This window comes from Streptomyces sp. CA-294286, from assembly GCF_050947155.1.
Lineage (GTDB): Bacteria > Actinomycetota > Actinomycetes > Streptomycetales > Streptomycetaceae > Streptomyces.
On record NZ_CP192005.1, the window covers coordinates 1,883,217 to 1,904,773 of the forward strand.

Here is a 21,557-nt window from a genome sequence, read left to right on the forward strand (position 1 = left end):
GGAGGGTGGGGCGTACCGGGGGGTGGCGGGCGTAGGGGCGGGGGTGCACCGTCCGGTGGGGGGCCGCCCCCTTGCCCGCCCGTTCCGCCCCCCGGGGGGGCGGCCCCGCCGCCTAAGAGGGCTACCGGGGAGGCTGGCGGCCCCGCCGCCCAAGAGGGCTCCGGGTGGTGGGCGGCTACGGCGGGAGGGCCGCCAGGGGGAGGTCAAGGCGGACTTCCGTGCCGGCGGGGGAACGGCCTCGGCCGATGCGGAGACGGGCGCCGATGCCCGCCGCGCGTTCCACCATGCCGAGCAGGCCGAAGTGGCCCGACTTGCGCAGGTCTTCCAGGTTCAGGCCCTTCGGCAGGCCCGTTCCGTCGTCGCGGACGCTGATGCGTAACACGTTGTCCAGGGAGGCCAGTTCGACGGTGATGTGCTGCGCTCGGGCGTGCCGGTGGCTGTTGTCCAGGGCCTCTGTGGTGATGGTGACGAGCTGGCGGGCCACCGCGTACGGGACGGAGAGGGTTCCGGGCTCCGGGAGGCTGGTGAGGAGGGCGGTCGGGACGCCCGTGCGGGCCTCGAAGTCCTTGGTACGTGCTGCGAGTTCCTCCCGTAGGTCCACTCCGGAGTCGTGGGGGCCGGTCCGGCGGCGCAGGTCCGAGAGGATCTCGCGGGACTCGGCCGCCGCGCGGCGGGCGGAGCGGGCGACCAGACCGGCCTGGTGTTTGACCGTACGGGCGTCCATGCGGTCGGCGGATGCGGCGAGGCCGTCGGCGGCGAGGGCCACGCCGTGCAGGGTCTTCGCCACCGAGTCGTGCATCTCGCGTGCCAGGCGCGCGCGTTCCTCACCGACGGCGTCCGTGACGGCGAGGCGGGCCTTGACCTCGGAGAGGGCGACGGTGGCTTCGCCGAAGCGGAACACCAGGTTGCGCAGCGTCACGCCGACGACCCCGGCGGCCACGCAGAAGCCGCTGATCAGGAGCGTGCTGGCCGGGCCCGACATACGGGCCGCCCAGGCCGCGTACACCGCGAGCAGGATCAGGATCTGCACGGCGGCGAAGATGCCCGCGCCGCGCCAGCCGTAGAGCAGTCCGGCCAGCAGGGGCGTGCACACGGTGGCGTAGCCGAGGGCGGAGTCGGGGGAGGCGGTGAGGAGGAGGACGGAACCGAAGGCGAGGTCGGCGGCCATCAGCGAGCGGTACTTGATGAGGAGGGGGGCGAAGGTCTCCCAGTCGCGGAGCATGGCGTAGCTGCCGACGACCGTGACGATGACCGCTCCGCCGACCAAGTAGGTGCCGAACGGGCTCTGCGCACGGCTCAGGGCGAGCGGGGCGCCGAGGGCGATCATGGCCAGCCGGAAGCCGAAGAGCTGGCGGCAGAGCGCTTGCAGGGCGTTGATCTGGATCGGGAGGGAGGGGGCGGGCGCGTCGTCGGCAAGGGCGGAGGGAGCGGGGACGGAGTGGGCGGGAGCGGAGGGGTCGGGGGCGGGGTGGGCGGGAGCGCAGGGGTCGGGGGCGGAGGGGTCGAGGACGGAGTGCGCGGGGGCAACAGGGCCGGGGGTGGAGGCGGCGGGGGCGACAGGTTCGGTCAGGGGGGCGTGATCGGGGCGGATGGCGCGTTCGGGAGGCGGGGAGGGTTCGGGGTGGCTGGAGGACTCCGGAAGGCCGGAGGGCCCCAGAAGGCCGGAGGACTCCGGAAAGCGGGAGCGCTCCGCTGGACGCGAGTACTCCGGAAAGCGGGCGGGCTCCCGAGGACAAGCGGGCCCCGGCACGCGGCCGGGCTCCGGAAGGCGCGAGTACTCCGGAAGACCGGACGGCTCCGGAGAGCGGGACGGCTCCGGAGAGCGGGAGGGTTTCGCGGGGACGGGCATGGTCAGCCTCCGAAGATGGAGCCGAAGTCCGCGCCGGAGCCGAGGAACATGTTGGCGACGATGAGAAGCAGGGTCGCCGGAACCATGAAGGTGAGGGTCACCACGGTGGTCTTGGGGATCGCCTTGGCCGCCCGGCGGCGGGAGTTCTGGGCGTCCGTGCGGCGCATGTCATTGGCGATCTGGATGAGGGTGTCGGCGATGGGTGCGCCGAGGTCCTCGCCCTGCTGGAGGGCGGTGACGAACTGGGAGACCTGCTCGGACTCGTTGCGCCTGCGCAGTTCCTCGAAGGCGATGCGGCGGCTGACGCCCATGTCCATCTGCCGCAGGGTGATGCGCAGTTCGTCGGCCCAGGGGCCTTCGTACCGTTCCGCGACCCGGTCGAGGGCCTGGCGGAAGCCGAGGCCGGCGGAGACGACGACGGCGAGGACGTCGAGGAAGTCCGGGAGGGTGCGTTCGATGACGTCCTTGCGGGCGCGGATCGCCTGCCAGATCAGGGCGTCCGCCGCGAACCACCCGTACGCCAGGCAGAAGACGGCGAAGAGCGTGAAGCCGTTGACCAGGCACAGGAGGGCGGTGACGCCGCCGAACATCCCGTACGCGGCGCGGCGGGCGGCGTAGCGGTCGATGGTGAGGCCGCCGGGGTTTCCGGCCATGTCGATCTTGCGGCGCTTCTTGTCGACGAGGGTGGGGCCCATCGCGGAGAGGACCGCCGGGGCGAAGCGCATGCCGAAGCGGTCGATGACGGATTCCGTCGCGGAGACGCGGGAGGCGCCCACTTCCAGGGCGACGGCGAGGTCTCCGGGGACTTTCGCCTCGGCGCGGTAGAGCTTGATGCCGTACGCGATCCCCGCGACGCTCAGCCCGACGGCGAGGGCCAGGAGCAGGCCGGTCAGGCCGCTGAGTGGTGACATGTCGGGCGCGCCTCCTCAGACGTCGATCTTGCCGAGTCGGCGCATCGCGAGGAAGCCGAGGGCGTAGAGGCCGACGGCGACCGCGACGACGATCTGACCGACGGGGGTGCCGGTCATCTTCGCCATCGAGCCGGGGGTCATGGTGTTGAGCATGATCATGGCGCCGAGGCCGAGCAACGGGACCGTGTAGGCCGTCGCGTTCACCTCGGAGAGCATCGTGCGGACCTCGCGCCGGGTCTCCTTGCGTTCCTCCAGTGTCTCGGTGAGGTTGCGCAGGGAGCCGACGACGGTGCCGCCCGCCCGGTTGGACAGGACGAGGGTGGTGACGAGGACGACGAGTTCGCGCGAGGGCAGGCGTTCGGCGAGTTCGCCGAGCGCGTCGTCGATGGAACGGCCGACGGACAACTGGTTGGCCACGGTAGCGAGTTCCTCGCCCGCCGGGGCCTCCAGCTCCTCCGCCGCCATGCTCAGTGCCGTACGGAGGGCGAGGCCGGCCGCGGTGGCGTTGGCAAGGATGCGGGAGAGGTCGGGGAGCTGGTTGATGAACGCCTCGATGCGCTTCTGGCGCTGCCAGTTGAGGAAGGTGGACGCCGCCCACACCGCGACCAGTCCCGCGATCGGCCCGAAGAAGGGGGCGAGTACGGAGGCGGCGATCAGCCACAGTGCGACGACGCCCCCCAGCACGTACACGAAGAACTCGCCGGGCGTGAGGTCCAGTCCGGTGGCTGCCAGCCGGTGCTGGAGGCGCTTGCCCAGGGCCGTCCTGCGCAGCCGGCGGTCCAGGCCGCGGAAGTTGCGGCGGCGGCCGGTGTCGTGCCCGGTGGTGAGCGCGAGGCGGTTCTCCAGGGCGGCGCGCTGGGCGCGGCCCGAGGTGTACGCGTGCACGCCGATGGTGGCGAGCACGCAGGCGAGGAGCGTGGCGCCGACCGCCAGGAGGGCGGGGTTGCTGAGGTTCGGATCGATTCCCATGGCCGTACCTACTGGGCCTCTCGGACGTAGAGGGAGTCTTGGAGCGGGTCGTCGACCACGCCGAACGCGGGCGGGATCGGCTCGCCCGCGAGGTAGAGGCGCTCCGCGACGCGGCGGGGCAGCGGGAGGTGCTCGAAACGGCCGTGCACCACGCGGTCCGGGCTCATCGCCTGGGCGAGGAAGCGGGAGACCGTCGCGATCTGGAACTGTTCGCGGCCGTGGCTGACGAGGATGACGATCTCGCTGATCCTGCGGGAGCCGTCGGCCATGCGGCTGAGCTGGACGATCACGTCGATGGCGCTGTTGATCTGGTCCTTCAGGGCTTCGAAGGGGATCTCCACCTCCGACATGGAGCCCAGGGTCTGGAGCCGCATCAGGGCGTCCTCGGCGCTGTTGGAGTGGACGGTGGCGAGGGAGCCGTCGTGGCCCGTCGACATGGCCTGGAGCATGTCGAGGGTCTCGCCGCCGCGGACCTCACCGACGATGATGCGGTCGGGGCGCATGCGCAGCGAGTTGCGGACGAGGTCGCGGATGGTGATCTGGCCCTTGCCCTCGACGTTCGGCGGGCGGGTCTCCAGGCGGATGACGTGCGCCTGCTGGAGCTGGAGTTCGGCGGCGTCCTCGACGGTGATGATGCGCTCGTGGTCGGGGATGAGGCCGGAGAGGGCGTTCAGCAGGGTGGTCTTCCCGGAACCGGTGCCGCCGGAGACGATCACGTTGAAGCGGGACCGTACGAACGCCGACAGGAGCATCAGCATCTGGTGGTCCAGGGTGCCCAGGCCGATCAGCTCGTCCAGGCGGTAGGCCTTCGGGAAGCGGCGGATGGTGAGGGTGGGGCCGGTCAGCGACAGCGGCGGAATGATCACGTTGACGCGCTCGCCGGAGGGCAGTCGGGCGTCGACCATCGGATTCGACTCGTCGACGCGGCGGTTGACCGTGGAGACGATGCGTTCGATGGTCTGCATGAGCTGCTCGTTCGACGCGAAGCGCATCGGGAGCTGCTCCACGCGGCCGGCCCGCTCGACGAATATCGAGTCCGGGCCGTTGACCATGATCTCGGTGATGGAGGCGTCTTCGAGGAGCGGTTCGAGGACGCCCAGGCCGAGGGCCTCGTCGACGACGCGACGGATCAGCTGGGAGCGCTCGGAGGTGGAGAGGACGGGACCCTCGCGGCTGATGATGTGGCCGAGGACGCGTTCGAGGCGGGCCCGGCGTTCGGCGGCTGCGAGCGAGGACATCTCCGCGAGGTCGATCTCTTCGAGCAGCTTTCCCCGGTAGGTGGCGACCAGATGGCCGTCCTCCCGGCCCCCGCCGGACTCCTCGGGGGCGGCGATGCGTTGCCGCAGGCTCATGGGGGCTCCTCGGGTTCTCGCGGTGTGGTGCGGGGGTGCGGGGGGGGTGGGGGCGGGGCGGTGGAAGGGTGCGTGGCGGGGTCGGGGGTGGGCGCGGTTTGGGGTGCGGGGCTCTTTACGGGACGTCGTCGGCGGGCATGGAGACGGACTTCCGGATGGGGCCGAAGGTGAAGCCGGGGATCAGGGACGGGACCGGGACCTCAGCGGTGGCGGTGACGACGTCCCCGTCGGTGCAGGTGACGGTGCCGCCGCGGGAGACCAGCCAGTCGCTCATGGCTGACCGACCGGCGGCCGTGCACTGGCCCCGGTATGCCTCCTGGGACTCGATGCGGGCGCCGGCGCGGGCGGCGGAGTTGGCCTGGAGGGAGGCGTATCCGGCGATGCCGAGCTGGATGGCCGCCAGGGCGACGAGCAGGAGGATGGGGAGGAACCCGGCGAACTCGATGGCGGCCACGCCCTGGTCGCAGGGCGGGCGGGTGCGGGTGGGGGCGGGGGCGGCGGACGTGGTGGTACGTGGGGGGTGCGGGGCGTGGGGTGGGGGGGTGCACCTCCGGTGGGGGGCCGCCCCCTTGCCCGCCCGTTCCGCCCCCGGGGGGCGGCCCCGCCGCCCAAGGCGGCGGGCGTGGGGGTGGGCGTGAGCGTGTTTGGGGTGCACTACTCGTCTCCTTCCAGGGCCGCGCCTGCTTCGCCTTCGCTTTCCCAGGCCGCGACACCGGCTGCCGGGAAGAGCAGGGGGGTGACGAGCTTGACCCGGGCCTTGTAGAGGTTGCCCTCGGGGTTGCAGTCGGTTTCCGCTACCTCCCAGTTGCCCGGGAGGCGGCGGCGGATCGCTGCCTCGCACTCCGCGTTGCCGCTGCCTCCCGCCCCGTACGCCGCCGTGCCCGCCCGCGCGCCCTCGTCCGCCGCGTTGCCCGCCAGGGAGTACGTGTAGCCCCAGACGGCCGCCTGCCACATGATCACCATCACGAGCAGGATCAGCGGGAACATCCCGGCGAGTTCCGCGGAGACGGCCCCCTTGTCGCCGTGGGGCCCGCGCGTCCGCTCCTTGCGGCCGAGGAAGCCGATGGAGCCGCGGTCGTTGTTGCGGGCGGCGCGGCTCCCCCTGCCGCCGCCCGACGACGTCTCCGCTGCCTTCACAAGCCCCAGCTCCCCTGCGAGTGCCCAGATGCTCTGCTTGACGGTGCTGCGGCTGTCCAGGTCCTGGAGGCGGCCCGCGTCGGCCGCCGACTGGAGTTCCTTGTAGTGGGAGGGGACCGCGCTGCGCGCGACCTTCGTGCCGGTGATGCGTTCCACCAGGGGTGGCTGGATCTCGGTGTTGCGGGTGTGCCGGTTGACGACCGTCACGGTTTCCTCGGCCTTGCGGATCTGGAGGCGGTCCCAGAGCCGGACCACGCGCTTGGCGGCGCGTACGGCGATCACGTCCGGGGTGACGACGAGCAGCGCCTGGTCCGCCATCTCGACGGCGGCGGCGTTCGCACTGTTCATCTGGGTGCCGCAGTCGACGACGACGACCTCGTACCGGTTGCGCAGGGCGCTGACTACCTGGCGGGCCACCCGGTCGGTGACCTCCTCGCCGCGTTCGCCCTCCGCCGGGGCGAGGAGCAGTCCGATGCCGGTGGCGTGGGTGAACAGGGCGTCCTGGAGGACGCGCGGCGAGATGTCGGAGATCCCGGCGAGGTCGACGATCGAGCGACGGAACTGTACGTCGAGGTAGGAGGCGACGTCCCCGGACTGGAGGTCCAGGTCGACGAGGGCGACCGTCCTGCCGGACGCCTTCGCGGCGAGCGCGAGTTGGACGGCGATCAGGGTGGCGCCCATGCCGCCTTTCGCGCCGGTCACCGTGACGACGCTCCCGCCCGGCCCGTTGAAGACGTCCGCGCCGGCGCCGAGGTGGCGTCGTACGCCCACCGACCAGGACGCCGCGTTCTGCACGCGGACCGCCAACTCCTCGTAACTGAGCGGCAGTCCGACGAGCCCTCGTGCCCCCGAGTCCATCGCCGCGGTGAACAGGGACGGGCTGGTGTCGGCGGAGATGAGGACGACGCCCACCGCCGGGAAGCGCAGCGCGACCTCGCGGATGACCTCCAACGCCGGAACCGGGCCGATGCGTTCGTGGACGAGGACGACTTCGGGCAGCTCGTCGAGGGATTCCGATGCCAGTCTCGCGAGGGTGTCCAGGAGCGAGGTGGAGTCGGGCGCCGGGGAGGCCGGCTCGGCGTCGGGGAGCTGGCTGAGGAGCGTGGTGATGGCGCGGGCGGCGTCCGGGTCGCCCACCGCCGGGAGGATACGAGTCGTCATGCGGGCGTCCTCACTACTTGTCCGCAAGTCACTGCCGGTACGTCCTGCCCGTGCGTTTCCGCCGGGGATTCCTGCCCGCACGTCACCGTGGGGATGCCCTGCCCTCGCGTCGGCGCCGGGGCGGGGATGCGCTGCCCTCGCGTCCGCGCCGGGGCCGTTCGCCCCCGCGAGCACGCCGCATACGCCCGGTCCCGCGTCCGCGTCGGGGCCGTCCGCCCGCACGCCACCGCCAGGCCGCACCGCCCCCGCGAGCACGCCCGCCCCCGCATGCGCGCCGCACGCGCCCGGTCCCACGTCCATGCCGTCCGCCCGCGTGTCGACGCCCGGCTGCGGGACGGCGCCCGGGTGCGCGTCCGCGCCTGGGGCCAGGTCACGACCTGTCCCCGGGGAGGTCGTAGATCCGGTCGCGCGGGGTGACGTTCGGGTCGCTGCCGTCGGGGATGCGGGCCAGTCGTACGTGCTCGGCGAACGTCTCGGCGTAGGCGATGCGCTGGGCGTCGCGGGTGTTGAGCGCGAAGGTGATCGGGACGGCGTCCTTCATCTTGCGGTTGCGGTCGTTCTTGCCCGGCTCCAGCGGGGTGATCTTGCCGACGTCGATGACACGTGCTCCCGTGACGATCACCCAGGACTCGTTCACCGCCTTCTGCGCCTTCGACTCGTCGCCCGCGAAGGTGGCGTACACGTTGACCTTCGAACCCGGGGTGATCTTGCCCGCGACGCCCGTCTCCGCGTCGATCATGATGGCGATCTCCTGTTCGCCCGCCTGGAGTTCGGGCTTCTTCACCAGCATGTCGGTCTGGAGGAGGGAGCCCGCCTTGAGTTGGGTGACGGCGATCTTGCCGCGGATCTCGGAGATGTCGGTGACCGCGTTGTCGGAGAGCCACCTCTTGGGCATCTCGACCTTCTCGAACTGCGCCTCGCTGAGCTTGCGGTACGGGGCCACGTCCCCCTTGAGCCGGTACGCCGTCACCTCCGGGCCGACCTTCGAGTTCACGTCGCGGATCACCGAGAGAACGCCGACGAACGCGCCGACGGCGCACAGGACCGACAGGAGCAGCAGGATGATGCCGCGACGCTGACGTGAGTTCATGTGGCGTGCTACCTCGATCAGGAACGTGGGACCCGGTGCGGATCGACGGACGGTGAGCGTGGTGGTGCGCGTGCGGCGGGGCGGAGGCGGGGCGGGAGGTCTAGGGGGACCCGCGGTGGAGGACACCGGCGGCGTGCGGATGGTTCTCGCTCGGGGCGACCGGGGCGGAGCAGAATCCGCAGCGGTCCCCTATCAGCTGTATGCCGCACCAGTGGCACTGCTCGCGCCGTACGGAGGACACCAGCTGGTAGAGGACCGAGATCTCCGGCAGGAAGGCCGCGAACTCGACCAGCTTGGTCGTCCCCCACCAGGCGGGGGAGGCCGCCGGGAGGTCGACCTCCTGGGCGCGCTGGACCTGCCAGCCGGGGGCCAGGGTCTCGGAGACCCAGTCGGAGGCATGCTGTCCGCGGGCGAAGGCGAGCTGGGTGGCGAACTCGGGGCCGGCCAGGGTGTCCTCGCCGCCGAGTTTGACCAGCTGCGGTCGCGGGTTCGCGAGGACGGCGAACTGACTGCCCGGCATCCATGACTTGGCGTGCGACTTGAGGCTCACCGGGATGCGGTCGAGCTTGGCGACGGAGGAGAGCAGGGCGCCCGCGTACACGTAGTGGGACAGGAGGCGGGCCGCGGAGGCGACCACGCCCGCGCTGAAGTCGCACACGGAGAGCTGGCGGAGCTGGCGGGCGAGGACCGCGATGCCGAGCGGCGGCAGGTCGATCTTGAGGAGGGCGATACGGTCGGTCTCCATGACCGAGCGGACCGCGTGCATGCGCCGCTCGTGGGCGGCGGGGATCGACGCCGGGTAGAGGGCGACGACGTGGCCGTGCCGCTCCAGCAGCGTGTTCATCGAGGCCAGGGCCTCGTCCAGGGACTGGGTGCCGGGAGCCTGGAGGACGGCGGCGGTCGGGGTCTGCGGATCGGTCGGGGGCAGCACCAGGTCCGCGCTGGTCACGGCTATCGCTGTCGGCACGTCGCTGACCCCGCTCCCCCGTTGCCCGTCCGTTCCGGTACCCGCACCTGTTCTCGTTCACTCATTCGCTCAGCACAGGGTGCCTCAGCACTTTAACCACGTCATACGTGGCAGAGAACAGGTTCCATCGATCCCGCCCGCCACTCGAACTGCCCCTGATCGCCAACGAGTTGATCTTGACGCGTGGGGGTTTTCGTTCCGTTTGCACGGAGTGCGACCCGGCGACCGCATGTCACTGCGGCACTACCGCTTGTGATCATGCGTTCCGTTTGGGGTTCGCGGGAGAGGGTTTCGGGCCAAGTTTCGACGCGGGGGCGTGAAGCAGTCGACAATGGGGGCCGTGATCCGTCCGTGACGACCTGGAGGCAGAACGTGCTCAGCACCACCCGACCCCGCCGGCTCACCCTCGGTGCGGCGGTGGTCGCCCTGTGCGCCGGGGCGCTCGGGGCGTGCTCGTCCCCCGGCGCGCCGAACGACGCCGGTGCCTCCGGCGGCAGCGCGCCCGCCTCGAAGCCCGTGCCGGATCCCTCCGCGCACAAGGCGCTGGGGGCGCCGCGGGTGCCCGCGCACGCCCTGACCGGCTACTGGCAGAACTTCGCCAACGAGTCGAAGGTGCAGAAGCTGAGCGAGGTCCCCGACGCGTACGACATCATCGCCGTCTCCTTCGCCGACCTGGCGGGCGAGCGCGGCGAGGTCGGCTTCAAGCTGAACTCCAAGGTGCTCGACGGCTACACCGTCGAGCAGTTCAAGGCGGACATCGCGGCCAAGCGCGCGGCCGGCAAGTCGGTGATCATCTCGGTGGGCGGCGAGCACGGCAAGGTGGAGGTGGACGGCGGGGCGTCCGCGCAGCGCTTCACGGACTCCGTGCACAAGCTGATGACGGAGTACGGCTTCGACGGCGTCGACATCGACCTGGAGAACGGGCTCAACGCCGAGTACATGACGCGAGCCCTCAAAGCCCTGCACCGGAAGGTCGGCCCCGAGCTGGTGGTCACGATGGCCCCACAGACCGTCGACATGCAGTCCAAGGACAGCGACTACTTCAAGACGGCCCTCAACATCAAGGACTTCCTCACAGTCGTCAACACCCAGTTCTACAACTCGGGTTCGATGAAGGGCTGCGACGGCAGGACCTACCAGCAGGGCACCGTCGACTTCCTCACCGCGCAGGTCTGCATCCAGCTCGCCGGCGGCCTCGACCCGTCCCAGGTGGGCCTGGGACTGCCCACCAACAAGGGCAACAAGGACGCGGGGTACGTGGAGCCCGCCGTGGTCAACCGGGCGCTGGACTGCCTGACGCTCGGCACCGGCTGCGGCACGTTCGTCCCGGAGAAGAAGTACCCGACGCTGCGCGGCGCGATGGCCTGGTCCACGAACTGGGACGCGGCGTACGGCAACGAGTGGTCACGGTCGGTGGGCGCGCGGGTGCGCGCGATGCGGTAGGACGGCGGCCCGCACGGACCGGGGCGGCGGCAGGGCTTCGTACGGTACGGGTCCCGGCGGTACGGAGGCGGGTGCGCCCCCGTACCGCCGGAGCCCGTGGCCCCGCTACTTGTTGAACACCTCGATGATCTGCTGCACGCACAGCACCACGAACAGCAGTCCGCTCGCCGCCAGCAGTACGTTGCTGAGGATGCCGTTGCGCCACTCGCCGGGCGTGCGCGAGGAGTTGAGCAGCCACAGCAGGGTCAGGGCGAGGAACGGCATGAAGAACGCGCCGAGCACCCCGTAGACCACGACCAGGCCGAACGGCTGGTCCAGCCACAGCAGTGCCATCGGCGGGAACGTCAGCCACAGCAGGTACCAGCGGAAGTACTTCGACTTCTCCCGCTTGCCCGCCGCGACCTCCGCCGCCGTGCCCAGCTCCACCGGCGCGCCCTCGCGGTCGCGGCGGAACCGCTCCACGAAGTCCGCGAACATCAGGCTCACGCCGTGCCACACCCCGATGAGGGAGGAGAAGGAGGTGGCGAAGAAGCCGACGAGGAACAGCTTGGACGTGACCGTGCCGAAGCGGTCCTCCAGGACCTTGCCCAGGTCGATCAGCCCCCGGTCGCCCTTGGTGAGCGCCAGGTTCGCGGAGTGCAGCAGTTCCGCGCCGACGATCAGCATGGCGATGACGAAGATGCCGGTGGTGAGGTAGGCGACCCGGTTGTCCAGGCGCATCACCTTCATCCAGGACGAGTTGGTCATGCCCTTGGCGTTCACCCAGTACCCGTACGCGGCCATGGTGATGGTGCCGCCGACGCCGCCGATCAGGCCGAGCGTGTAGAGCAGCGAGCCGTCCGGCAGGACCGGGGCCAGACCGGCGAAGGACTTGCCGACGGACGGCCCGACGCGGATCGCCACGTACACGACCACCACGAACATGATCCCGACCAGGACCGTCATGACCTTCTCGAAGACGGCGTACCTGTTGAACCAGACGAAGACCAGGCCGACCAGCCCGCACACGATGGCCCAGAACTTCAGGCTCGGTCCATCCGGGAACAGCGCCACGACGGGCAGCGCGGACGAGGACATCGCCGTCGCCCCGTAGATGAAGCCCCAGATCACGACGTACACCGCGAAGTACCAGGTGGTCCACTGGCCGAGGCTGCGCCAGCCCTCGAAGAGGGTGCGGCCGGTGGACAGGTGCCAGCGGCCGGTGGCCTCGGCCAGTGCGATCTTCACGACGCAGCCGATGACGGCCGCCCACATGAGGGTGTACCCGAACTTGCTGCCCGCGATCAGCGTCGCGACCAGGTCGCCCGCGCCGACGCCGGTGGCGGCGACGACGATGCCGGGGCCGATGTACTTCCAGCTCGACTTCCGGGGACGGGACGCCTCGCCCGCGTCCGCCCCCGGCGGCACTCCGGTGCTGCCGCTGCCCTGCACGCTGTCGGCCATGGTGCGTTCCTCCCGCTCGTCCCCCTGATGATCTGGATCACCTAAAGGGGGACGGGAGGGCTCGCGCAAGGGGGCGTGGGGATTCGTCGCCCTGTCGCAGTACCGGACGGCGCCTGGCGCGCGTCCCGCCCGGCGGACACCGCGCCGCCGCAACTGTGCTGTGGGGGAGGGGGGTTGCAGGCGCGAGGGGCCTCGGCTCAGATCACCAGGCTCAGCAGCGCCGCGACCGCGAAGCCCGCGACGGACAGGACCGTCTCCAGGACCGTCCACGACTTCAGGGTGTCGCGCTCGGAGATGCCGAAGTACTTCGCGACCATCCAGAAACCGCCGTCGTTGACGTGCGAGGCGAAGATCGAACCCGCCGATATCGCCATGATGATCAGGGCGAGGTGCGCCTGGGACATGTCCAGGCCGTCGACCAGGGGGACGACGATGCCCGACGTGGCGACGATGGCGACCGTGGCGGAGCCCTGGGCGACGCGCAGCACCACGGAGATCAGCCAGGCCAGCAGGATGACGGGCAGGCCGACGCCGTGGAAGGTGTCGGCGAGCGCGTCGGCGATGCCGCTGCCCTTGAGGACGGCGCCGAACACCCCGCCCGCGCCGACGACCAGCAGGATGTTGCCGATCGGCTTGAGGGAGGCGGTGGAGACGCGTTCCAGGGACTTGCGCGACCAGCCGCGCCGGATGCCGAGCAGGTAGTAGGCGAGCAGCAGGGCGATCGTCAGGGCCACGAACGGGTTGCCGAAGAACTCGATGACCGAACGCAGCGTCGACTCGGACATGGTGATCGAGGAGAACGTCGCTCCCAGGATCAGCACCAGCGGGGTGCCGATGATGGCGAGGACCGTGACGAGGGACACCGGGTGCTCGGGCGGGACGACGCCCGCCTCGCGCTGCTCGGCGGCGACCGTCTCCTTCGCCTCCTGGGCCGCCTCCAGCATGTCCTGCGGTACGGGCACGAAGAGGCGGCGGCCGATCCAGGCGGCGTACGCCCACGCGGCGAGGACCGCCGGGATGCCCACGACGACGCCCATCAGGATGACCCAGCCGAGGGAGACCTCGAACAGGCCGGCCGCGGCGACCGGGCCGGGGTGCGGCGGCAGGAACGCGTGCGTCATCGACAGACCGGCGAGCAGCGGCATGGCGTACAGGACGATCGACTTGCCGGAGCGTGTGGCGGCGGCGTAGACGATCGGGGCGAGGACGAAGATGCCGACGTCGAAGAAGACCGGGATGCCGAAGATCAGACCGGTCAGGCCCATCGCGAGCGGAGCGCGCTTCTCGCCGAAGAGAGCGAGCAGTCTGGACGCCAGCACCTGTGCGCCGCCGCTGACTTCGAGGATGGCGCCGAGCATCGTGCCGAGTCCGATGATGATCGCGACGTGGCCGAGGATGCCGCCCATGCCGGATTCGATGACGGAGGGGATCGCCGACTTCTGCACGGTGCCGAAGAGTTCGGTGACCGAGAGCCCGGCGCCGAGGCCGACGGCGATGGAGACCGCGAGCAGCGCCACGAAGGGCTGGATCCTGACCTTGATGATCAGGAGGAGGAGCAGGGCGATGCCGAGGACGGCGACGGTCAGCAGGCCGGCCGTGCCGTCGATGAGGTGCAGGAGGCCCCCGGTGTGCGGGACCTCGGCGGGGGCGGCGGCCGGTGCGGCGAGGGGCGGCAGGAGGGGGTGGGCGAGGGGTGCCGGGAAGGGTGCGGCGAGCTGCATGTGCGGTCGACTCCGGACGGTCCTGGGGGACTTCGGGGCAGGGTGGAGCGCGGCACGGCGCACCCGCCGCGTGGCGGGGCGCCGTGCCGGAGAGCACGTGGGGGGCGGAGTGGGGGTGCAGGGTTCAGCCGAGGACGGCGAGCGCGTCGATCTCGATGAGCAGGCCCGCCGGCAGGCCCACGTACACGGTGGTGCGGGCCGAGGGGGCTTCCTTCAGGTCGGCGAAGTACTCGTTGTAGAGGTCGTTCAGCTCGGCGAAGTGCGCGGTGTCGGTGAGGTAGACGCGCATCATCATCACGTCCTCCCAGCTCGCGCCGCCCTCCTCCAGGATCGCCTTGACGTTGGCGAAGGTCTGAAGGGTCTGCTCGCGCAGGGTGGGCCCGGCGGGCGTCGGGGCCCGGCCCTCGACGGCGGGGAGGAAGCCGACCTGGCCGGCGACCTGGAGGATGTTCCCCTTGCGGACGCCGTGCGAGAACTTCGCGGGCGGGGCGGTGTGCGTGGGCGGGGTGAGGGCGGTCTTGGCGAGCTTGGCTTCGGACATGGGTTCGCTTTCTCCTACGGGGTGCGGGGGCGGGGTGTCGGGGCGCGCCCCTCCTGTGCCGGCGGGGCGGGTGCCTACGGGGCGGCGGTGGCTGCCGGGGGCTCTCCGGTTCCGGAGTACTCGCGGCTGACGGCCTCCGCCGTACGGCGTACCAGGGGGAGCAGGGCGAGGAGTTCCTCCGCGGTGACGACGACGTTCGGCGCGGAGACGGACATGGCGGCGACCACGCTGCCGTCGGTGCCCCGGATGGGTGCACCGACGCAGTTGATGGACTCCTCGTGGCCGCCGAGGTCGGTGGCCCATCCCTGTTCCCGTACCAGCGCCAACTCCCGCAGGAACGCCGCCGGGTTGGGAGTGGAACGGGCGGTGTACTGGGGGTAGTCCAGCTTCTCGGCGATCTCGCGGCGCTCCTGCTCCGGGAGGTCGGCCAGCAGGAGTTTGGCGACGGCGGCGACGGTGATCGCGACGGGTTTGCCGATCCGGGAGTACATCCGTACCGGGTACCGGCTCTCGACCTTGTCGATGTAGAGCACCTCGCCCTCCTCGCGCACGGCGAGGTGCACGGTGTGCCCGCACTCGGCGTTGAGCTCCTTGAGGTAGGGGTGCGCGATGTCCCGTACGTCCAGGTTCTCCACGGCTTCCTGGGCGAGCGCGAACAGCCGCGCGCCCAGCCGGTAGCGCTGGTCCTGCTGGCGGTGCACGAGGCCGTGCTCGTGCAGGGTGCGCAGCAGCCGCAGTGCGGTCGACTTGTGCACGTCGAGCCGCGCGGCGACCTGGCCGAGGTCGGCGGGGCCCTGCGCGAGCAGGGGAAGAATGCTGAGCGCGCGGTCGACTGTCTGGCTCATGCTCGTGCCTCCTGAGGTCTCCCCGTCCACCCGGGGCCGAGACGAAGTCTCCCCCAGGCGTCCGGGCCGAGCGCCGCGAGCTCGTCGGCGTACGCGCGCGGCGGCGGTACGGCGACGTCCCCGGGCACGGTGAGGGCGGCGGCGGCCATCAGGTGCCCGTGCCGCAGCCGCAGCGGTACGCCCAGTCCGCGCAGTGTCGCGGACAGGAACCCGGCGGCGAAGGCGTCGCCGGCTCCGACGGGGGCGACCGGGGTGACGAGGGGGGCGGGGACGTGGTGGGTCTCGGTGGCGTTCCCGGCCGCGCGCACGAAGGCGGTCGCGCCCGCCGCGCCCTGCTTCACCACCAGGACCGCCGGTTCGGGCAGTGCCGCGCGGATCGCCGCGGGCCCGCCCCGTACGCCCCAGGCGTCCGCCGCCTCGTCCTCGCCGACGAAGACGAGGTCCGCGCCGCGGGCCAGTTCGAGGAGGACGGGCGCGCCGTCGTCCGTCGGACTCCACAGGCCGGGGCGGTGGTTGACGTCGAAGGACAGCAGGGGCCGGTCGGTGGAGCGGGTGCACAGGGCGCGCATCAGCTCCAGGCAGCCGGGCGACAGGGCGGCGGTGATGCCGGAGAGGTGCAGGACGCGGGTCGCGCGGAGGTCCGCGAGCGGGACGGTGTCGGGGGACATCGCGGAGGCCGCCGAGCCCGCCCGGTAGTAGACGACCTCGTGGCTCGCGTCGGCGCGGTCGTCCGCGGTGCGGAAGTACACGCCGGTGGGGCGCTGCGGGTCGCGGACCACCGAGCGGACGTCGACCCCGTACGCGGTGAGGGCGTCCAGCAGGTGCGTGCCGAAGCCGTCGGCGCCGACCCGGCCGACCCACTTCGCGGTGTGCCCGGACAGGGCCAGCGCGCAGGCCACGTTGGACTCCGCGCCTCCGATGGCGCGGTGGAACGAGGGCACGTCGGCGAGGGGCCCGGGGCCGGAGGGCAGGAAAGTCACCATGGACTCGCCGAGACAGACGACGTCGACGAGCCCGGCGGCACCGGAGACTGCGGGGACATCCGTGACCTCGGGGACGCCCGTGGCCGCGGGGGCGGCGGCCGGTCCGCGTGCGCCGACGGCGGAGGGCGGCCCGGCGGGCGGCCGGACCCCGGGGGGCGCGGGCGTCCCCGGGGCGTCGGCGGCCTCGGCGGGGCCGGGGGCGTCGGCGGTTTCGGGTGGCTGGGGCTGTTGTGCGGGCACGGCTCGGATGTTAGACATCGGTGAGCGATATACGCAATGGTCGTTGCACTCTTCGCAACGACTCGAAGAAGGGAGCCCCTCGTGGGAGTTGACCAGGGACCATCGGACTCGGGACGACAGCCGTCCCGCAACCCTGCCGACGCCCTCGCGTCCCTCGCGCGGGAACCCGTGACCTTCCGCTTCAAGGGACTCCCGCCGGACGCCGAAGCCGCCGGGCTCGACGTCGGCGCGCTCGCCGCCCAGCGCCGCGACCTCTTCGACGGCGGCTTCACCACCCCCCTGCTCGCCCTGTCCGCCGAGTCCCTCGACCACAACCTCGCCCTGCTGGGCCACTACGCCGAACAGCACTCCCTCGCCTTCGCCCCGCACGGCAAGACCTCCATGTCCCCGCAGCTCTTCGCCCGCCAGCTGGAGCACGGGGCGTGGGGCATCACCGCCGCCGTCCCGCACCAGGCGCGGGTCTACCGGGCGTACGGAATCCAGCGGATCTTCCTCGCCAACGAGGTCGTCGACGCGGCGGCCCTGCGCTGGATGGCGGGCGAACTGGACGCCGACCCCGATGTCCGGCTCGTCGTGTACGTGGACTCCGTGCGCGGCGTCGAGCTGATGGACGAGGCGCTGCGGGACGCCGGGGCGCGCCGGCCGCTGGACGTGGTCGTGGAGCTGGGCGCGGGCGAGGGGGCGCGCACCGGCGCCCGTACGGCCGCGGACTGCGCGGCGGTCGCCGACGCGGTGGCCGCCACGGCGACGCTGCGGCTGGTCGGCGTCGCCGGATACGAGGGCGAGGTGCCGCAGGCCGACGAGCAGCGGGTCCGGGCGTGGCTGCGGCGGCTCGTGGAGCTGGCGGCGGAGTTCGACCGGGCGGGCCGGTTCGCCGAGTCGCTGGACGAGATCGTGGTCAGTGCGGGCGGCAGCGCCTGGTTCGACGCCGTCGCGCTCGTGTTCGCGGAGATCCCGGAGCTGTCCCGCCCGGTGCTGAAGCTGCTGCGCTCCGGCGCGTACGTCTCGCACGACGACGGCCACTACCAGGAGCTGACGCCCTTCAACCGGGTCCCCGACGAGGGCGCGCTGCGGCCCGCGTTCCGGCTCTGGGCGCAGGTGGTCTCCCGGCCCACCCCCACGCAGGCCTTCGTCAACGCGGGCAAGCGCGACGCCGCACACGACCTGCACCTGCCCCGGGCCCAGGTCGTACGGTCCGCCCGCGACGGAAGGATCCGTCCGGCCGACGGCATCACGGTCACCGCCCTCTCCGACCAGCACGGCTGGCTGCGCACGGACGAGTCGGCCGCCGCGCTGGAGGTCGGCGACTGGGTGGGGCTCGGGCTCTCCCACCCCTGCACGATCTTCGACAAGTGGCAGCTGATCCCGGTCGCCGACGCGGACGGCACCGTCGTCGACTTCGTCCGCACCTTCTTCTAGAGAGGCCCGCACCCATGGATCTCGCGATACGCGGCGCCCGGGTCGTCGACGGCTCGGGCGGCCCCTCCTACCGGGCGGACGTCGGCATCACCGACGGCCGCATCAGCACGATCAGCACGACCGAACGCCTCACGGCGGCGCAGGTGCTGGACGCCGACGGCCTCGCCCTCTCCCCCGGCTTCGTCGACATGCACGCCCACTCCGACCTCGCCCTGCTCCGCGATCCCGACCACAGCGCGAAGGCCGCGCAGGGCGTGACCCTGGAAGTCCTCGGGCAGGACGGGCTGTCGTACGCCCCCGTGGACGAGCGCACCCTCGCCGCCGTCCGCACCGCCATCACCGGCTGGAACGGCGACGGGTCCGACATCGACTTCGACTGGCGGACGGTGGGCGGATACCTGGACCGGCTGGACCGGAACTTCGGCGGGCAGGGCATCGCCGTCAACGCCGCGTACCTCGTCCCGCAGGGCACCGTACGGATGCACGCCGTCGGCTGGGACGACCGGCCCGCCACCGCGCGACAGCTGGACCGGATGCGGCAGCTGGTCGCCGAGGGGATGGAGCAGGGCGCGGTCGGCATGTCGTCGGGGCTGACGTACACGCCCGGCATGTACGCCGACGACGCCGAGCTGACGGAGCTGTGCCGGGTGGTCGCCTCGTACGACGGCTACTACTGCCCGCACCACCGCTCCTACGGGGCGGGCGCGCTCGCCGCCTACGAGGAGATGGTCGCCCTGACCCGCACCGCGGGCTGCGCGCTGCATCTCGCCCACGCGACCATGAACTTCGGCGTGAACAAGGGCAGGGCCCCCGACCTCCTCGCCCTCCTGGACGACGCCCTCGCGGCCGGCGCGGACATCAGCCTCGACACGTACCCGTACACCCCCGGCTGCACCACCCTGGTGGCGGTGCTGCCCAGCTGGGCGGGCGAGGGCGGGCCGGACGCCGTCCTGGCCAGACTCGCGGACGACGCGACCGCCGAGAGGATCCGCCACCACCTGGAGGAGATCGGCTCGGACGGCTGCCACGGGGTGCCGGTCGAGTGGGACACCATCGAGATCTCCGGCGTCACCTCGGACGGGCTCGGCGAGTACGTCGGGCGGACCGTCGCCGCCTCGGCCGCCACGCGCGGCGAGACCCCGTGGACCACCGCCCGCCGCCTGCTGCTCGCCGACCGCCTCGGCTCGACGATCCTCCAGCACGTCGGCCACGAGGAGAACGTACGGACTATCATGCGCCACCGGGTCCACACCGGCGGCAGCGACGGCATCCTCCAGGGCCACAAACCGCACCCCCGCGCGTACGGGACCTTCCCGCACTACCTGGGCCGCTACGCGCGGGAACTCGGCGTCCTCACCCTGGAGGAGGCCGTCGCCCACCTCACCTCCCGTCCGGCCGCCCGGCTCCGCCTCGCGGACCGGGGCCTGGTCCGCGAGGGGTACGTGGCGGACCTCGTCCTCTTCGACCCGGAGACGGTCGCCGCCGGCGCCACCTTCGACGCCCCGCGCACCCCGCCCGTCGGGATCCCGCACGTACTGATCGGCGGGAAGCACGTGATGAAGGACGGCCGGCGCACGGACGTCCTGGCGGGCCGGTCGATCCGGAGGACTCCCCGTACCGGACGGTGAACACCCGCGCACACAAAGCGCCACCAAAAGGGTGCATAGCGTAACTTTCCGCACATGACTGGAACCCCCTCGGCGCTCCTCTCCCGCCCCGTCCCCCCGTCACCGCCCCGCTCCCCCGCCCCGGAGCCCGCCGCCTCCCGGCGCGGCCGTCGCCCCGCTCTGGTCGAGGCGGCGGCCGTCGCCGTCGGCACCGCCCTGACGGCCCTCCACGCCTCCCGGCTCGGCCACTGGGTGGTGGACGACGCGGCGATCACCTTCGCGTACGCGCGGAGCATCGACGAGGGGTACGGGCTCGTCCAGCAGCAGGGCGCCGAGGCGGTGGAGGGCTACTCCAACCCCTCCTGGCTGCTCCTCCTCGTCCTCGGCCGCCGGCTCGGCCTCTTCGACAGCGGGACCTCGGTGCTCGGGGTCGCCGACCTGGTCTGGTACCCCAAGCTCCTCGCGCTGGCCTGCGTGGCGGGGATGCTTCTCGCGGTCACCCTGGCGGCCCGTGCCGTCTTCCGCCCCCGGGTCGTGCCCGTGGTCACGCTCCTCGCGGGGGCGGCCGTGGCGGGGAACTTCTCCCTGGTGGCCTGGCTCTTCTCCGGACTGGAGAACCCGCTGTACGCGCTGGCGGCGACCGTCCTCGCCGCCCTCGTCGCCCGCGCCGCCGCCGTCGGCACCCTGTCCACCGGGCGCACGGCCGCCGCCGCCGGACTGCTCGCGCTGCTCGCAGCCCTGACCAGGCCCGACGGCGCGGTGTGCGCGGCCGTGTACCCGGTGGCGGCGCTGCTGTTCCTGCGGCGCGGCCAGGCGCGCCGCACGCTCGCCCACGTGTGCGTGGCGCTCGGCGCGTTCGCGGTGCCGTACGCCTCGTTCCTGCTGTGGCGGCACGAGACCTTCGGGCGCTGGGTGCCGAACACGGCGGTCGCCAAGGCGCAGGGCGCCCCGGAACTCGCCCAGCTCGCGCACACGTCCGGCTTGCTGGCGTACACGGGGTGGCTGCTGGTCCTGGCGCTCGCCGGGTGCGCCGGGCTGGTGGTCGGCCGCCCGGGGCGGGCCCGGCGGGCGCTGGTCGCCGCCCTCGTCCCGCTCACCCTGCTGCTGTTCGCTTACGGGATCCTCAACCAGGACTGGATGGGCCTGTACCGCTTCGCCACCCCCGTGTGGGCGGTCGGCGCGCTCGCGGGGTCGTTCGCCCTGGTCGCGGCGTGGGAGGGCGAGGGGTGGCGCGGACGCGGAGCACTGGCGGCGGTGACGGCCGCCGCCGTGGCGCTGTCCGTGGCGGGGCGGGAACAGCCGGACGCGCGGTTCGAGGCGTCGCCGACCGTCCCGATGTGCTTCGTCGTCCAGCGCTACGGCGAGACGTTCAACACCTACGCGGATCAACTCGGCGTCGACGACGGTGTGCTGGCGCTCCCGGACCTCGGCGGGACGCTGCTCACCACCCGTCTGACCGTCCTGGACACCGCCGGGCTGACCGACCGCGCCGTCGCCGACGCGCTCGCCGCCCGGGACCCGGACCGGGTCCGCGACCACGTGCTGCGCCAGGTGCGGCCCGCCTTCGTGCACACCCACGGCGTCTGGAGCGGGCGCATCGGCCTCACCCCCGAGGCGCTGACCGCCCACGGCTACGTACCGCTGACCCTGCGGGGAGCCAACGGCGACTGGGTGCGGCGCGACGCGATGCGCGACCCCGGCGCCCTCGCGCGCGTGCAGGCGTGGGCGCGGGACAACGCGGAGCGGCTCGACGGGCGGCAGTACGGGCGGGGCGGGGCGTCGTGCGGGGACGCGCTGCGGACCGGCCAGGCGCGCTGAGGGACGGACGCACCGAGGGACGGACCCGGCGGAACGCGCCCCGGCCGGGCTCACCCTCGGG

At 72.3% G+C, this 21,557-nt stretch carries 17 protein-coding genes; 4 read left to right on the forward strand and 13 right to left on the reverse strand.

The annotated features are described in order from the left end of the window. Positions 1-175: 175 nt before the first annotated feature. The 8 genes from ACQPZG_RS12930 to ACQPZG_RS12965 form a co-directional block, all read right to left on the reverse strand. Positions 176-1,750, reverse strand: a complete 1,575-nt coding sequence (locus ACQPZG_RS12930; RefSeq protein ID WP_433545953.1) for a histidine kinase — start codon at positions 1,748-1,750, stop codon at positions 176-178. Positions 1,751-1,851: 101 nt separating this feature from the next. Then, complete coding sequence (locus tag ACQPZG_RS12935; protein WP_433545954.1) at positions 1,852-2,760, reverse strand: DUF5936 domain-containing protein; 909 nt, start codon at positions 2,758-2,760, stop codon at positions 1,852-1,854. 15 nt (positions 2,761-2,775) lie between these two features. Next, the gene (locus ACQPZG_RS12940; protein ID WP_433545955.1) at positions 2,776-3,729 is read right to left on the reverse strand and encodes a type II secretion system F family protein; all 954 of its coding nucleotides are present in this window, start codon (positions 3,727-3,729) and stop codon (positions 2,776-2,778) included. Between the two features lie 8 nt (positions 3,730-3,737). After that, a complete protein-coding gene (locus ACQPZG_RS12945) occupies positions 3,738-5,081 on the reverse strand; it encodes a CpaF family protein (RefSeq protein ID WP_433545956.1) in 1,344 nt (447 codons plus the stop codon). Positions 5,082-5,196: 115 nt separating this feature from the next. Then, positions 5,197-5,535, reverse strand: a complete 339-nt coding sequence (locus ACQPZG_RS12950) for a TadE/TadG family type IV pilus assembly protein (protein WP_433545957.1) — start codon at positions 5,533-5,535, stop codon at positions 5,197-5,199. A 200-nt stretch (positions 5,536-5,735) separates the two neighbouring features. After that, the gene (locus tag ACQPZG_RS12955; protein ID WP_433545958.1) at positions 5,736-7,379 is read right to left on the reverse strand and encodes an AAA family ATPase; all 1,644 of its coding nucleotides are present in this window, start codon (positions 7,377-7,379) and stop codon (positions 5,736-5,738) included. Positions 7,380-7,749: 370 nt separating this feature from the next. Next, positions 7,750-8,469: a Flp pilus assembly protein CpaB gene (gene cpaB / locus ACQPZG_RS12960; protein WP_433545959.1), complete on the reverse strand. Its 720-nt coding sequence runs from the start codon at positions 8,467-8,469 to the stop codon at positions 7,750-7,752. A 100-nt stretch (positions 8,470-8,569) separates the two neighbouring features. After that, the gene (locus ACQPZG_RS12965) at positions 8,570-9,436 is read right to left on the reverse strand and encodes a hypothetical protein (RefSeq protein ID WP_433545960.1); all 867 of its coding nucleotides are present in this window, start codon (positions 9,434-9,436) and stop codon (positions 8,570-8,572) included. A 351-nt stretch (positions 9,437-9,787) separates the two neighbouring features. Here ACQPZG_RS12965 and ACQPZG_RS12970 point away from each other — a divergent pair, with 351 nt between their 5' ends. Then, entirely contained in the window at positions 9,788-10,879 is a 1,092-nt protein-coding gene (locus ACQPZG_RS12970) for a chitinase (RefSeq protein WP_433545961.1), read from the forward strand. Positions 10,880-10,984: 105 nt separating this feature from the next. Here ACQPZG_RS12970 and ACQPZG_RS12975 read toward each other — a convergent pair whose 3' ends face one another. From ACQPZG_RS12975 to ACQPZG_RS12995, 5 genes are all read right to left on the reverse strand, one after another. Beyond that, the gene (locus ACQPZG_RS12975) at positions 10,985-12,322 is read right to left on the reverse strand and encodes an Nramp family divalent metal transporter (protein WP_433545962.1); all 1,338 of its coding nucleotides are present in this window, start codon (positions 12,320-12,322) and stop codon (positions 10,985-10,987) included. A gap of 197 nt (positions 12,323-12,519) precedes the next feature. Further along, a complete protein-coding gene (locus tag ACQPZG_RS12980; RefSeq protein WP_433545963.1) occupies positions 12,520-14,043 on the reverse strand; it encodes a GntP family permease in 1,524 nt (507 codons plus the stop codon). 124 nt (positions 14,044-14,167) lie between these two features. Next, on the reverse strand, positions 14,168-14,584 hold the full coding sequence (locus ACQPZG_RS12985; RefSeq protein ID WP_433545964.1) for a RidA family protein: 417 nt from the start codon (positions 14,582-14,584) through the stop codon (positions 14,168-14,170). 74 nt (positions 14,585-14,658) lie between these two features. Continuing rightward, positions 14,659-15,429: an IclR family transcriptional regulator gene (locus ACQPZG_RS12990; protein ID WP_433545965.1), complete on the reverse strand. Its 771-nt coding sequence runs from the start codon at positions 15,427-15,429 to the stop codon at positions 14,659-14,661. Beyond that, positions 15,426-16,412, reverse strand: coding sequence for a sugar kinase (locus ACQPZG_RS12995; protein WP_433549379.1), 987 nt, complete (start codon positions 16,410-16,412; stop codon positions 15,426-15,428). The genes ACQPZG_RS12990 and ACQPZG_RS12995 overlap by 4 nt, the downstream gene beginning before the upstream one ends. 321 nt (positions 16,413-16,733) lie before the next feature. Here ACQPZG_RS12995 and ACQPZG_RS13000 point away from each other — a divergent pair, with 321 nt between their 5' ends. From ACQPZG_RS13000 to ACQPZG_RS13010, 3 genes are read left to right on the forward strand one after another with little or no spacing between them, the layout of a single operon-like run. Then, on the forward strand, positions 16,734-18,071 hold the full coding sequence (locus ACQPZG_RS13000) for an alanine racemase (protein ID WP_433545966.1): 1,338 nt from the start codon (positions 16,734-16,736) through the stop codon (positions 18,069-18,071). 14 nt (positions 18,072-18,085) lie between these two features. Continuing rightward, positions 18,086-19,699 (forward strand): N-acyl-D-amino-acid deacylase family protein, encoded by a 1,614-nt coding sequence (locus tag ACQPZG_RS13005; RefSeq protein WP_433545967.1) that lies wholly within the window; start codon positions 18,086-18,088, stop codon positions 19,697-19,699. Between the two features lie 54 nt (positions 19,700-19,753). Beyond that, a complete protein-coding gene (locus ACQPZG_RS13010; RefSeq protein WP_433545968.1) occupies positions 19,754-21,496 on the forward strand; it encodes a hypothetical protein in 1,743 nt (580 codons plus the stop codon). The last annotated feature ends 61 nt before the right edge of the window (positions 21,497-21,557 follow it).

Excerpts from the sequence above, each read along its gene's own strand:
- cpaB (WP_433545959.1), bottom strand. The coding sequence starts at position 8,469 with ATGAACTCACGTCAGCGTCGCGGCATCATCCTGCTGCTCCTGTCGGTC.
- ACQPZG_RS12975 (WP_433545962.1), bottom strand. The coding sequence starts at position 12,322 with ATGGCCGACAGCGTGCAGGGCAGCGGCAGCACCGGAGTGCCGCCGGGG.
- ACQPZG_RS12940 (WP_433545955.1), bottom strand. The coding sequence starts at position 3,729 with ATGGGAATCGATCCGAACCTCAGCAACCCCGCCCTCCTGGCGGTCGGC.
- ACQPZG_RS13010 (WP_433545968.1), top strand. The coding sequence starts at position 19,754 with ATGACTGGAACCCCCTCGGCGCTCCTCTCCCGCCCCGTCCCCCCGTCA.
- ACQPZG_RS13005 (WP_433545967.1), top strand. The coding sequence starts at position 18,086 with ATGGATCTCGCGATACGCGGCGCCCGGGTCGTCGACGGCTCGGGCGGC.
- ACQPZG_RS12935 (WP_433545954.1), bottom strand. The coding sequence starts at position 2,760 with ATGTCACCACTCAGCGGCCTGACCGGCCTGCTCCTGGCCCTCGCCGTC.
- ACQPZG_RS12990 (WP_433545965.1), bottom strand. The coding sequence starts at position 15,429 with ATGAGCCAGACAGTCGACCGCGCGCTCAGCATTCTTCCCCTGCTCGCG.
- ACQPZG_RS12995 (WP_433549379.1), bottom strand. The coding sequence starts at position 16,412 with ATGGTGACTTTCCTGCCCTCCGGCCCCGGGCCCCTCGCCGACGTGCCC.
- ACQPZG_RS12945 (WP_433545956.1), bottom strand. The coding sequence starts at position 5,081 with ATGAGCCTGCGGCAACGCATCGCCGCCCCCGAGGAGTCCGGCGGGGGC.
- ACQPZG_RS12985 (WP_433545964.1), bottom strand. The coding sequence starts at position 14,584 with ATGTCCGAAGCCAAGCTCGCCAAGACCGCCCTCACCCCGCCCACGCAC.
- ACQPZG_RS12955 (WP_433545958.1), bottom strand. The coding sequence starts at position 7,379 with ATGACGACTCGTATCCTCCCGGCGGTGGGCGACCCGGACGCCGCCCGC.
- ACQPZG_RS12980 (WP_433545963.1), bottom strand. The coding sequence starts at position 14,043 with ATGCAGCTCGCCGCACCCTTCCCGGCACCCCTCGCCCACCCCCTCCTG.